Below are 13,647 nucleotides of genomic sequence, written 5' to 3' on the forward strand. Positions count from 1 at the left end.
GTTTTATTAAAATATTACAAATTATTATCGCTATTGTGGTTGGGGTTTTCCTCGGCTATGACCTTATTCTACATGGCATCAGCATCTTCGATGATAAGTACGTCACAATCACCTGCGTGTTATGGGTGATGCTTGAGGCTGCATTGTTTGTGATTTATAAATTAATAGAAGATGATTGAGCCGATGTGAGCGGCTCAACACAGAACAGCGAATTTTTTGGCCAAAAAAGCCTAAGCCTCTGATTCTTGTCAGGGGCTTTTTGTTCATCTCTGATTAAGGTGAATACACATAAAGTAGCGTCATCAAATGAAGTGGAGTGAGTGAATGAAGCACATTCGTCGAGAAATGACTGATTTAATTAACCGTGGATTAGATTCGCATGTTCGAATTGCTGTCACGGGGTTATCGCGAGCGGGGAAAACGGCTTTTATTACCTCCTTAGTGAACCAATTACTGCACACCTCTACCCATGATAATTTACCGCTATTTTCCGCAACGCGTGACCGACGCATTGTGGGTGCAAAACGTGTCCCTCAAACTAACTTAATGGTTCCACGCTTTGCTTACGATGAAGCGATGTCACAGTTACACAGCGAACCGCCACATTGGCCTGTGCCCACTCGTGACGTCAGCGAGATTCGCCTAGCGATCAAATACAAACCTAAAAAGCGCAGTAAAAAATTATTTGGTCACACGGCCACACTTTATCTCGATATCATCGACTATCCGGGGGAATGGCTGTTGGATCTGCCTCTGCTCGAAATGACCTATGAACAGTGGTCAGAACAGCAGTTTTCAGCGCTAAGTGAACTACGTTCCTCATTAGCCGAGCCGTGGCTTGAAGGGTTAGCTAAACTTGATGTAACACAAGACGCCAATGAGCAAAAGCTTACTTCACTGTCGATGCTGTTTACGGAGTATTTGCACGCGTGTAAAAATGCCGGTTTGCATTGGGTGCAACCGGGGCGTTTTGTGTTGCCGGGAGAGCTAGAAGGTGCGCCTGTTCTGCAATTTTTCCCATGCCGTAATCCGTACGGTGAAGACAAGCCGGCTCCCAATAGTAATTACAGCATGTTAAAAGCACGCTATGAAGAATACCAAAACAAGGTTGTGAAAGCTTTTTACAAAAATTATTTTGCCACGTTTGATCGGCAGATTGTGTTAGTCGATTGCTTATCTCCACTCAATGACGGCTACGACTCCTTTTTGGATATGCGTCGTGCGCTTGAACAGATTATGCATAGCTTTCGTTATGGTCGTAATGGTTTACTCAAGCGTCTGTTTGCACCCAAGATAGACAAAGTGCTGTTTGCCGCAACCAAAGCGGATCATGTCACCCCTGAACAACACCCGCATTTGGTGTCGTTACTGCAGCAGATGGTTCATCCTGCTTGGCAAAGCGCCGCCTATGAGAATATTGAGATGAGTTGCATCAGTATGGCATCGATACAGGCCACACAAGCGGGTTTTATTGATAGCGGTGAGCGCACCATTCCAGCCTTACAAGGTGTGACGCTCAATGGCGAAACTTTGACCATTTTCCCCGGTGATGTGCCGAAAAAGTTACCTAACAAAGAGTATTGGCAGCATCAAGGGTTTGAATTCACCAGTTTTAAACCAAGAGCATTTAGCTGTGATGAACCTTGCCCTCATATCCGTTTAGATAAAGCGTTGGAATATTTAATTGGAGATAAGCTGAAATGAGTGATTTAAAAACCAAGCAAATCTTTAATCAAAAATTAGAACCACAACAGAAGAGTACGCCAGAGCTTACGGCTCAACAGCAATTTCAAAATAATGAAGCCTTCATTCCAATGCCGATCAGCAATGAAGAGAGTGCTGCGGAAAAAGAGTTGGAGCAAATCATTCGTCCACCACAAGGTCGGAGATGGCGAGCTGCGGCATTAGTTATAAGCTTTGCAGGTTTAATCGGTTGGCAAGCTATCGATTCAGTTATCACGGCGATTCAATCAGCGGACTGGTTAGCATTAGGCTGGGCGGGATTTATTGCTGGTTTGGCATCGTTAGGCTTAAGTACCTTAATCAAAGAGCTGTGGAAGTTACGAGCACTTCGCCATCATTTTAGTATTCAAGAGCAAAGCGAACAGCTTATGCAAACCGACAGCGTTGGTCATGGGCTCGCGTTCTGCCAAGCTCTAGCTAAACAAAGTGGCATAAAAACCGAAAGCCCAGCCTATGATCGTTGGTTAAACAGCGTTAATGCTTCACACAGCGATGCTGAAATACTCGATATGTACGATGCTATGGTGGTGAGTGAACAAGATAAACAAGCAACCAAAATCGTCTCACAATATTCAACAGAAGCGGCAGCACTAGTGGCAATTAGCCCTTTAGCCATCGCAGATATGTTGTTAGTGGCATGGCGTAATTTCACTATGATTGATCAACTGGCAAAACTGTATGGAGTGCCATTGGGTTACTGGTCTCGTCTCTCTTTATTTAAGTCCGTATTGATTAATATGGCTGCGGCAGGTGCCAGCGAACTCGCCATCGACGCCAGCATGGATCTCCTTTCTATGGATTTAGCCGGAAAGGTATCCGCGCGGGCAGGGCAAGGTTTAGGAGTGGGAATATTGACCGCTCGTCTTGGTTTGAAAGCCATGGCACTGCTCAGGCCGATGGCATGGCAGCCAGACAGAAAAGTAAAATTAGGGGCGATTCGCAAACAGATCGTCGCAAGAATCGCCGCGCTTACGGTGAAATAAGCAACATTTATCAAATAATATGCCCGAATGTGAACCTCAAAACATGAGATAACTTGACGCCATACAAGGCTTGATAGAAACTACTGTCAACTTTTCCTGACACTTTTTATTAGGATTTTTAAGTGCGTCTTGAAGTCTCTTGTGAAGATAGACTCGGCCTAACCCGAGAACTGCTCGATATTCTTGCATCGAGAAACATTGATTTGCGTGGGATTGAAATCGATGTCATCGGCATTATTTACCTCAACTGCCCTGACATTGATTTTGAAACATTCAGTGAATTGATGGCTGAAATTCGCCGAATTTCTGGCGTAAAAGATGTTCGGAAAATTCAATTCATGCCCATGGAGCGGCATAACACCGAGTTAATTTCATTACTCAACAACGTGCCTGATGCGGTGCTGGCGATTGATCTGAAAGGGTTTGTTGATATGGCAAACTATTCAGCGTTATCGCTGTTTAACAAAACAGAGAAAGAGGTGATAGGGCAGCCGATTTCTGCATTATTACCTTTCTTTAACCTATCACGCTGGCTTGAAGGCAACAAAGCACGACAACGTGAGGAGATCGTGCACGATGGTCTCGATTATCTGATGGAGATGATGCCTGTTTATATTACGGGTGAGTCGAAAGAATCCACCTTGGCGAGTACCATGATGATGATTCGTTCTAAAAGCCCTAGCGGCGGCGTCGATGATGCTTTGCCCTTACACAATAATCTTGGTTTTGAACATTTTGTCGGAGTTTCTAACCGCCATAAAGCGCTCATTAGCCAAGCTAAGAAGCTGTCAATGCTTGATCAACCTTTGCTTATAGAAGGCGAAACCGGAACGGGTAAAGAGATGTTGGCCAAGGCTTGTCATAATCGCTCTCACCGTGCCTCCTTTCCTTTCTTAGTTCTGAGTTGTGCTTCAATGCCGGATGATGTTGCGGAAACGGAGTTGTTTGGTCATGCGCCAGGGTCATTTAATCATCAACAAGGCCATAAAGGTATTTTTGAACAGGCGAATGGCGGCACCGTTTTTCTCGATGAAATCGGGGAGATGAGCCCTCATTTACAAATTAAACTACTGCGCTTCTTGCAAGATGGTACATTCCGCCGCGTTGGTGAGGAGCATGAAGTTCATGTTAATGTTCGTGTGATTGCCTCGACGCGTCACAAGTTGGCAGATTTAGCCGAATCAGGCGCATTTCGTGAAGATCTTTTTTATCGTCTGAATGTGTTAACTCTCCGTATTCCTACTTTGCGTGAGCGGTCTAACGACATTCAGCCATTGCTTGAGCTGTTCGTGGCGAAACACATTAAGAAAATGGGTATGGTCAAACCACTACTAGCGGAAGATTTGGCGGATCAGCTCTCTCATTACCAATGGCCAGGCAACGTACGACAGTTGGACAACATGGTGCTCAGGGCGCTAACGGAGATGTCTGATAATCAGTTAACAGTGGACCTCTTCCATCTGCCGCAGCTTGAAACCGTTCATACTGGCAATACCCATGTCAATCTTGATGGCTCATTAGATGACATCATGAAAGAGTATGAATCTCAAATTTTGGAACGTTTATATCAGTCTTTCCCTTCAAGCCGTAAGTTGGCTAAGCGTTTAAACGTATCACACACCTCTATCGCCAATAAGCTACGCGACTACGGAATTAGGAAAAATTGATGCAGTCATGCAGCACCTTGTCCCAAGTGTATGAAGTGGACAATGATATTTTAGTGCGAACCGCAAAACTTGAAGATGCGGAGATGATCGCCGCCTATTTTACGAGTAATCGTGAACATTTACGGCCTTGGGAACCTAAGCGAGAAGCGGCGTTTTTTGAGGCTCACGGGTGGGCACAGCGGCTGATTAAACTTGGTGAGCTGCATAAAATGCAATTAGGCTATTATTTGCTCATCATCGATATTAACAGTGGTGACATGCTTGGCACCATTTCGTTTAGTAACCTCTCACGCTTTCCATTTTATGCTTGTAATCTCGGCTATTCGTTAGCGAAGAATGCACAAGGTAAAGGCATCATGGGCCGTGCATTAAAAATGGCGTGCCACTACATGTTTAAGGTACAAAACCTACACCGTATCATGGCTGGTTATATGCCAATCAACAAACGCAGTGAAGCGGTGTTGATGAAAATGGGCTTTCAGGCCGAAGGTTACGCTAAAAATTATTTGCTCATTGATGGCCAATGGGAAGATCACAACCTAACAGCATTGATTAATGCTGATTGGCGCCCAAGCTAATGGGTTATCGTTTTAAAAGTAAAGCGGCTATATTCACAAGTCAGCTAAAACATTAAGGAAATTCAATGTCGTATTTGCCTTTGGATCAATACCAAAGAAAATGGATTTTCACTCACCAATCAATGCCAGTTCCTGAGCAAGATCTGGTGCATATTAAACCCATGTCTCAAGCCAGAGCGGCTCAGTTTTGGCTGGAAAATATCAGTGCTCAAAGCCCAGATTCAGAGAGGTTAAGTTCTCAAGATTGGCCTCGTAAAGCAGGCAGTTGGATCAATGAAATCAGTTGGATGAAAGAATGGGAAAGTGACGATGAATCATTACCCGTTGATATTTTGGCCCATATTGATTGGCAAAATGACGTGACCGTTTATTTTTGTTATGAAAAGTACAATATTATCGAAACCCAATGGTCGGTATTTAAAAAATACTGGAAAAATTTCTTATTTTACGATGATGGGCCAATTTTATTGGGGCGTCGCCGTGCTCAAGCGTTATGGTTTGGTTCAAATGGCAAAGTCAAATTGGGTAATAGAAAGTAACGAATAAACGAATAAACGAATAAAAAGCAGCCTAGGCTGCTTTTTATTCGTTCTACAGTACTCGAAAGTTATTTAATTGATACAAACTTTATAACATCACGCTACCCATTCTTTCCTATACTGATCATAAGATATGTTCGGGAGGGCGCATGGACGATAAAATTCTCCAGTCTGTTGTTGAAATTACGGGGCAGAAAAATGCGGTGTCATTGGGTTATTGTGTCATCAGCGCTCTAGTCGAGATGTTGCCTCTGAAATCGGCCTGCTTAGAACATTACATTGGACCTCATTCCTATGTCATTGCAAAAGCTACTATCTGTAGCCGGATACCTGGAAAATTTGAAATTAACTGGGAATATGAGGGCGAGACGGTTCCAAGTTATGAACATAACCATTCTGATATCGAGCCTAAAATAGAAGATTTAGGTACAAACGGATACCATTGCATTTACCCTATTGCGATCAACGATAGTTTTTCTGCTAGGTTGTCTCTGATTCTAAAAGTTCCGCCCAAACAATATCGAATGCTCATTGAAGGCTTTGTTAAAATTTACCAAAATTACGTTTTATTATTGCATGAAAATGAGCGTGACAAACTGACAGGGTTGTTGAATCGAAGGACGTTAGAGGATAGGTTGCGCCTTAGCTTTGATGTGCTTCCTGAAACGGCGACAGTAGGCTCAGTGATGCCTTGGGTTGCCATCATTGATCTCGACCATTTTAAACGGATCAATGATAATTTTGGCCATCTGATTGGCGATGAAGTTTTGCTCTTGGTGGCTCAGCAAATGCAGAATTTTTTTCTTAATCAAGAACAACTGTTTCGGTTTGGAGGAGAAGAGTTCGTCATTATTTTCCCTGCCAGTGAGTATGAGGTCGTGCTAAACAGAACCGAGAGGTTTAGACAGCACATCGAGCAGTTTCGTTTTCCTCAGGTTCAACATATCACGCTTAGCATTGGTATCTGCTCTATCTCGCCAAGAGAATATCTCTCAACGATTCTAGATAGAGCAGACAAAGCACTCTACTTCGCCAAAAACCACGGCCGCAATCAAGTACAATGTTATGAAGACTTGTTGCGTAGCGGTGTATTCATTGAAAACGAAGAGGGGGACAGTAGTGCCGAACTATTTTGAACGGTTCACCTTATTTCTTCGCCGATAGCGTGCTACCCATTGAGGCAGTGATGATCATCGTAATGGCGATCCATTGCGTTAAGCTTAATTGTTCTTGAAGAATAATTAATCCAGCTAATGCGGCGATAGCGGGCTCTAAGCTCATTAACACACTAAAGTGTTGTGTAGACAAACGCTTTAAAGCCGACATTTCTAGGCAATAAGGTACCGCGCTTGAAAGAATCGCGACAGATAACGCCATAGGCAGTATTGACCACGTAAAAATAGACGCCTCTGATAATACAACGCCGATTGGAAACGCAAACAGGGCCGCAATCGTCATCCCTATCGCAACGGTTGCGCCTCCAGAACCGACACTTCCCGCCCTTTGACCAAACCATATGTAGGCTGCCCAGCATCCGCCGGCCGCTAAAGCCAGTGCAACGCCAATCGGATCAAGTGCATCGACACCCGTTAGATCGGGCAATAAAAAAACAATGCCCAAAATAGCAAGCGCAACCCAAATCAGATCTTTTTTGCGTTTAGATGAGAGAAATGCAATGAGTAATGGCCCAGAAAACTCCAACGCAACCCCAATACCAAGAGGAATTCGTTCAATAGCAAAATAGAACATCAGTTGCATGCCACCTAGGCTTGCTCCGTAAATGATCATTGAGCGCCATTGTGAAAGAGAAAGTCGTAACTGCCATGGGCGAAAAATCATTAACAGTATTAATGCAGAGAGACCAACGCGCAGTGCAATTGTTCCACCTGGGCCAACAATAGGAAATAACTGTTTGGCTAGTGACGCGCCAGATTGAATGGTGGTCATGGCCAAGAGTAGAGTTAACACAGCCAAGAATATAGGAGATTTAATCGGTCGCATGCGCATCCATATGAAATAAAAGGAACGGGCCGATTATGCCTGAAAAATAAAGGGGTTAATAGGAACAACGAGCGGTGAATTAAAAGGGGATACCGTGAGTGCAAAACACTCACGGACCAAAAGATAAATAAGTGGGCTTGGCTTAGTGGATGTAGAAACGAGGGTTTGCCGTTCCCCAAATCGTATACAGTTCAGGGAATATGAGCTCTGCATTTTCTTCCAGCTCACTGACAGTGATTCGGCCTTGCTTTTGCGCGCCAAACAAGGTGACTTCCTGATTAGGAAGGACGCCTTTCACATCGGTTACGTCAACCAATGTGGTGTTCATTGAAGTTACTCCAACCACCTTTGCTCGTTGACCGTTAATCAATACGTCACCGCGATTGCCCATTTTTCTTGGGTAACCATCTGAATAGCCAACAGGCAGATTTGCCAAAACACTCTCTTTGGTTACGCGGTATGTACTGTCATAGCCAACAGTGCTTCCTTTAGGAAGATGATGCAATGACGCAATACGTGTTTTGAATGAGACGATTGACGGATATTCCGGGTTAGTTGGTAAGTCGCCATATAGGACGCCGCCAGGACGTACCATATCAAGTTGTGCTTCCGGTACATTGAGAGCAGTGTAGGAGTTGGCAACATGCAAAATCAGTTCATCGCGTTTTAGGTTTGCTTGCTGAATCAACCAAGCTGAATTGGTATTAAAACTGGCCAACTTGCTGCGGATTTCGTCTGGATTGTAATTGGGGAAATGCGTCATTATCCCAACAATTTGTATGCCACTTTGAGTAGCAATCGCAATCGATTCTTGTTTTCCTGCATCGGTTGACATATCGATACCATTACGTCCCATACCACCATCATTTAATGCCAAATGTACTCTTATCGTTTTACCTTTTTGCTGGCTTAGCTGAGCGAGTTGCTCAGCTTGTATTTTACTACCGATTAGCTCTTCGATATCGAACTCGACACTTTGTGCGATTTCATCAATGCTCGCAGAGCGAACACGCATCAACTGGCCTTTAAACCCGCTCTCACGTACGGCTCTAGCCTCTGCATTACTGGTAATTGCGATACAAGGGATCCCTTGCGCGAGAATAGTTGGCATTAAACCGCGAATACCGTTGCCGTAAGCATCTGCCTTCATCACGGCGCAAATTTTAGTTTGGCTGTTGATGTGGCTCTTAAACTGCTCAATATTTTGTTTGAATTGGCCAAGATCGATCTCAAGCCAAGTATTGGATTGCTGAATTTCTTGTATAGAAGGCTCACTGACGTTAAGGCTTAAAGGTGCAGAAGTCGCTGAAAAAGAGGGTAAAGCCATGGCAATTGACAGTGTAAGAAAAGAGGCTTTGAAATTCATTCTATCTCCTAGGTAAGTAAAAACAAGAAAGCCCCGTTAGGGGCTGACTCTATTTTAGTTAAGTTTGAAACGCCCCATTGCGTCTTGCAATGTGACCGATAATTGACTGAGTTCGTGGCAAGCTTGCGCCGTTTGTTCTGAACCCTGCGCGACTTCTTGTGACGCCGTATGAATATTTTCAATGTTGCGGCTTAGTTCATCGGCAACTGAATCTTGTTCACTACAAGCGCTGGCGATTTGTGTTCCCATATCCGCAATTTGAGCTACTGAGTTTTCAATTGAAACCATCAATTGCTGCGAGTGGGTTCCTTGAACGACGCAAGAGTCAATGCTGACGCGCGAACGTTCGGTTGCTTCTTTTGCTTCGCCTGCCATGGTTTGTAATTTTTCAATAATGGTTGTGATTTCGCCAGTTGAAGCTTGAGTTCTTCCCGCAAGGGTGCGCACTTCATCGGCAACAACAGCAAAGCCTCGGCCAGATTCACCAGCGCGGGCTGCTTCAATCGCAGCGTTCAGTGCCAATAGGTTTGTTTGCTCAGCGATGTTACGAATAACGTCAAGTACCACGTTAATTTGTGTGGATTGTTGTTCTAAATTTGCAACGGTTTCGCCAGCCTGACCAATAATTGTAGCCACTTGTTGAATGGAGCTCACCATCGCGGCATTGTCTGTCGCACCCTCTTTGGCTTTAGTGTTGGCACTACTTGCTTGTGATGCTGAGTCTTCCGTGTTGCGTGCTACATCGGCCACTGCGGCTTTCATTTGCGTCATCGCTGTTGCGACTTGTGTGATCTGATATTGCTGCTCTTTCATACCTTGAGCTGAGATATTGGAGATTTGACTCATCTCTTCCACAGCACTGCTTAGTTGTGTTACAGCGGAGATGATCTCTTCGATCAGTTGACGTAAATTGTTCTGCATCTTTTGTGAGGCATCGGCAAGTTCACCTAATTCGTCATTGCCAATAGCATTACGATCGATCTGTTTTGCTAAGTTACCTTCTGCAATCGCGTTTGCTTGGTCAACAACCAAACGCAAAGGCCCACAAATTATGCGAGTCAAGAAGAGGGTGATAATGACCATGACGACGATAATGGAAACATTACTGATACTTGATGAAGTGTTCAGTGTGTCAACTGCTTTAAGAATATAGCTTTTGTTGCCATCCATTGCTTTTTGCAAGATGCCAATCAGCGTTTTTATGTCGGCTTCAATTTTCGTGAAAGTTTCAAGCGATTGATTCAGTAGTTTGTGGGCATCGCTTTTATTATTGCTTTCTAAAGCCTGATTAAACTGAGTCACAATGTTTATATAACTATCCCAGTTACTCATCAGTTTTCTAAATGTCTGCTCTTCTTCGCCTGGCCAAACACTTTTACCATACTGTTTTAAACCTGCATCAACCTCTTGTTGTAATTGACGGCTAGTCACTAGGCGTTGTTTCACTTCGTTTATATCATCGGTGAGCAAGGAAGCAAACTGCGTACGACGCCAATAGGAGAGTTTATCTCCCATTGAATCTACGTGTTGTAGTGCGGGCAGTGTATCGTCGGCAAAATTCACCAACTGACTTTTAACTTCTTGGAGTTCGCTATATAAAAACCAAGCGAAGAGGATGTTGATTAAAGCGATGAGGCTAAATGAGCCTGCAATTTTCTGTCTGATGGATAGATTTTTTAAAAACATGAATGAGTTACCTTTGATTGTTTTTGTCAAAAGTCGCTTGAGCGAACAACATCCATTTACCGACAATGTGATCTACATCCTAATTGGTCGCGGATATTATCATGTTATCTATAAATTGACGATACCTATACTATTAAAGTAGCAGATGTTTGATTGTGCAAAGATAAAACGATTGATTAATTTTAATGATGTGAGGGTGGTTGATTATTGGTTTAACACCTAAGAGTGGTGAGAGGATTTGCAAGCGACCCCTCATTCTGAGTATTTGCCTTAGTGGTAATCGTTGTTCATTGATCTAACACCAAACTTTTTGCTGAGTAACTGTAACATAATGGCAACGTTGTTCGAGATTCAAGTACACCTCTAATTATCGTTTCTATGAGTACTCAGGAAGAGTTTATATGGTGCGTCCTTACTTAAAATTTATCATCCCTATTTTAGTTCCATTACTTATTTTATTGTTGCCTATGACCGCTTTCCCTTTTGAAGGGATGACCGTAATACAGCAGCGAGTGATTGCCATCTTTTTGCTCGCCGCTCTTTGTTGGGTATTTGAACCGATCCCAATCTATGCCACATCGGTAGTCGTGATCGTGCTAGAGCTCCTAATGGTATCGGATAAAGGTATCTGGTTTATGAGGCTTGCTGAGGGAGAAGCTCATTTTGGTGGCTTGCTAAAACATACTGATATCATGGCGACGTTTGCCAGCCCAATTATTATGTTGTTTTTGGGTGGCTTTTTCTTAGCCATGGCCGCCACTAAGTATCGCTTGGATGTCAACCTTGCACGAGTGCTGCTCAAACCATTTGGCCAGAATCCCAAGTATGTCATGTTAGGCTTGATGTTAATTACTGGTATCTTCTCGATGTTTATGTCCAATACCGCAACAACAGCGATGATGCTTTCCATCTTAACGCCAGTCATCGCAGTGTTTGGCCCAAAAGATCCAGGGCGAATTGCTTTTGCTTTGTGTATTCCGGTCGCCGCTAATATTGGCGGTATAGGTACGCCAATAGGTACTCCTCCCAATGCGATCGCATTGAAATATCTGGTCGGTGAAAATTTAATTACCTTTGGTGAATGGATGGCCTTTGGGGTGCCGTTTGTGATCATAATGATGGCACTCGCATGGGTATTGATTAGCGCCATGTTTAAAGCAGAGCAACAAAAAATTGAATTGACCATTAAAGGTAAATTTTTAAAAACACCAAAAGCCATTATTGTGTATGTCACCTTTGCTCTGACCATTCTTCTTTGGTTGATGGGCTCAACCCATGGTATGAACTCTTATACTGTTGCACTGATACCCGTGGCTGTCTTTTCTCTTACTGGCATCATCAACAAAGAAGATCTAAAGAAAATTTCTTGGGATGTGCTGTGGTTAGTGTCTGGTGGTATTGCGCTAGGACTTGCATTAGACAAAACGGGGTTAGCGCAACTAGTGGTGAACAGCATTCCTTTTGCACAGTATTCACCTTACGTTGTTTTATTTGGTGCGGCATTTTTGTGTCTCATTATGGCCAATTTTATGTCACATACCGCCACCGCGAACTTATTAATGCCGATTATGGCCGCGCTTGGTGCTTCAATGACTTCGCTTACCCCATTAGGTGGAGAAATCACGTTGATTCTCGTGGTTACCTTTGCTGCATCACTTGGTATGTCATTACCTATCAGTACACCACCTAATGCGTTGGCGCATGCTACCGGGCACGTTCAAAGTAACCAAATGGCTAAAGTAGGGGTTGTCCTCGGTGTGATAGGGGTGCTGCTCAGTTTTGTTATGGTTTGGTTACTTCATGCGGTTGGTCATATCGGTTAGGTAGCATTATGTCGGATAAAAGACTTGTTGCACTCATTGATCGTTATTTTCGCCATCCTGAACGGATGGTGAAACTGCCTTCGGGAAGTATTGTCATTGAGCAAGAAGGTTATAATGATCGACTCTATTTCGTATGGTCGGGAGAATTGAGTGGCTATTACAACGAAAAAGGCGATAAACCGATAAAAGTTTTTTCAGCCGGTGCAGGTGCTTTTATTGGCGTACACAGTTTTTTTTCTGGTGAATGGATAGCTTCTTCAACAGTGGTGGCTGAATCTACGGTAGAGCTTGCCTGGATCGACCGAACTACGGCCGTCTTAGAAGAAGATCAATATGGACCTTTAACCGCCCAGTTTACCCCCGTTATTGTGAATGAATTATCCCGCCGTCAACGACGCGCAACTCAAGAATCAGTGGCAAAAGAAAAAGCATTAGAAAGGTTATATTCGGCTGAGCAAATGACGACCTTGGGCCAGTTAGCGGCAGGCATTGCCCATGAATTGAACAATGCCATCGGGGTAGTGAGTAGCAAATCTGAGCGATTAGAAGTACTGTTTATGGAGCTGCTCGAAGAGGTTCATCCTGAAGCGAGCCTCTTTTTCGATTTTGGCTTGATGTATGGTCAGAAAGTATCGTCAAACGAAGCTAGAAGGCGAGGTGCTCTTTTCGAAAAGCAATACGCCCTGCCTAAAAATGTGGCAAGAGATTTAGCAAAAGCGGTTCCAGAAGACTACTTATCTTCGCACTGGCTGAAAAATCCACATTTAGCTATCCGTTATTGGCAAATGGGCCGTGACTTGCATGATTTACGTTTGGCCTCTAAACATACTGTTGGCATTGTTAAATCAGTAAAACAACTGGGCCGAACTGAAATTACTCAAGATGAAGAGTTCGATATTAACGATACGATCAATCGAGCATTGGCACTATTACAGAGTGATTTACGACGTGTCAGTGTCCGTATTAGGCCTGCTGCATTACCCTTATTTAAAGGATCTCAGACAGAGCTGGTACAAATTTGGGTAAACATCATCAAAAATGCCTGTGATGCGATGGCTAACATAGCAGAGCCAATGATAGAGATACAAACCAAATTAAGTAAACAACGTATATTGGTAACCATTGCTAATAACGGTCCTGAAATTAACGAAGCCACTAGACGGAAAATATTCCAACCAAGCTTCACCACCAAAAAAGGAGGGTTGTCGTTTGGTTTGGGACTAGGGTTATCAATAGTGAAACGCATTGTTTCTGGGTATGG

The 13,647-nt window shown here is 43.6% G+C and carries 11 protein-coding genes; 8 read left to right on the top strand and 3 right to left on the bottom strand.

Annotated elements, in window-relative coordinates; translation table 11 throughout:
- Nucleotides 1-324: 324 nt before the first annotated feature.
- The 6 genes from AACQ17_RS00005 (at nucleotide 325) to AACQ17_RS00030 (ending at nucleotide 6,646) form a co-directional block, all read left to right on the top strand.
- A complete protein-coding gene (locus tag AACQ17_RS00005; RefSeq protein WP_013856780.1) occupies nucleotides 325-1,704 on the top strand; it encodes a YcjX family protein in 1,380 nt (459 codons plus the stop codon).
- On the top strand, nucleotides 1,701-2,726 hold the full coding sequence (locus tag AACQ17_RS00010) for a YcjF family protein (RefSeq protein WP_013856781.1): 1,026 nt from the start codon (nucleotides 1,701-1,703) through the stop codon (nucleotides 2,724-2,726). Before AACQ17_RS00005 ends, AACQ17_RS00010 begins: the two co-directional genes overlap by 4 nt.
- Before the next feature lie 122 nt (nucleotides 2,727-2,848).
- Nucleotides 2,849-4,393 carry a transcriptional regulator TyrR gene (gene tyrR / locus AACQ17_RS00015; RefSeq protein WP_094147681.1) on the top strand — a complete coding sequence of 515 codons (1,545 nt, stop codon included), beginning with the start codon at nucleotides 2,849-2,851 and terminating at the stop codon, nucleotides 4,391-4,393.
- A complete protein-coding gene (gene rimJ / locus AACQ17_RS00020; RefSeq protein ID WP_013856783.1) occupies nucleotides 4,390-4,971 on the top strand; it encodes a ribosomal protein S5-alanine N-acetyltransferase in 582 nt (193 codons plus the stop codon). Before tyrR ends, rimJ begins: the two co-directional genes overlap by 4 nt.
- Before the next feature lie 65 nt (nucleotides 4,972-5,036).
- Nucleotides 5,037-5,510: a DUF2947 domain-containing protein gene (locus tag AACQ17_RS00025; RefSeq protein WP_010320690.1), complete on the top strand. Its 474-nt coding sequence runs from the start codon at nucleotides 5,037-5,039 to the stop codon at nucleotides 5,508-5,510.
- 149 nt (nucleotides 5,511-5,659) lie between these two features.
- Nucleotides 5,660-6,646, top strand: coding sequence for a GGDEF domain-containing protein (locus AACQ17_RS00030; RefSeq protein ID WP_013856784.1), 987 nt, complete (start codon nucleotides 5,660-5,662; stop codon nucleotides 6,644-6,646).
- A gap of 10 nt (nucleotides 6,647-6,656) precedes the next feature.
- Here the strand turns inward: AACQ17_RS00030 and AACQ17_RS00035 are convergent, their stop codons facing one another.
- The 3 genes from AACQ17_RS00035 to AACQ17_RS00045 all read right to left on the bottom strand — a co-directional run bounded on the left by AACQ17_RS00035 (nucleotide 6,657) and on the right by AACQ17_RS00045 (nucleotide 10,563).
- Entirely contained in the window at nucleotides 6,657-7,511 is an 855-nt protein-coding gene (locus AACQ17_RS00035) for an EamA family transporter (RefSeq protein WP_026028721.1), read from the bottom strand.
- Nucleotides 7,512-7,653: 142 nt separating this feature from the next.
- Nucleotides 7,654-8,877 (bottom strand): alanine racemase, encoded by a 1,224-nt coding sequence (gene alr / locus AACQ17_RS00040; protein ID WP_094146824.1) that lies wholly within the window; start codon nucleotides 8,875-8,877, stop codon nucleotides 7,654-7,656.
- A 54-nt stretch (nucleotides 8,878-8,931) separates the two neighbouring features.
- Nucleotides 8,932-10,563 (bottom strand): methyl-accepting chemotaxis protein, encoded by a 1,632-nt coding sequence (locus tag AACQ17_RS00045; RefSeq protein ID WP_026027984.1) that lies wholly within the window; start codon nucleotides 10,561-10,563, stop codon nucleotides 8,932-8,934.
- Nucleotides 10,564-10,967: 404 nt separating this feature from the next.
- Between AACQ17_RS00045 and AACQ17_RS00050 the strand changes: the two genes are divergently transcribed.
- Both AACQ17_RS00050 and AACQ17_RS00055 read left to right on the top strand, forming a co-directional pair.
- Nucleotides 10,968-12,386 carry an SLC13 family permease gene (locus AACQ17_RS00050; RefSeq protein ID WP_026028719.1) on the top strand — a complete coding sequence of 473 codons (1,419 nt, stop codon included), beginning with the start codon at nucleotides 10,968-10,970 and terminating at the stop codon, nucleotides 12,384-12,386.
- Between the two features lie 8 nt (nucleotides 12,387-12,394).
- Nucleotides 12,395-13,647 (top strand): ATP-binding protein (locus AACQ17_RS00055; RefSeq protein WP_094167791.1); only part of this gene is annotated, 1,253 nt, incomplete at its 3' end.

It is taken from the genome of Vibrio sp. V10_P2A27P122 (genome assembly GCF_963874335.1).
Lineage (GTDB): Bacteria > Pseudomonadota > Gammaproteobacteria > Enterobacterales > Vibrionaceae > Vibrio > Vibrio anguillarum.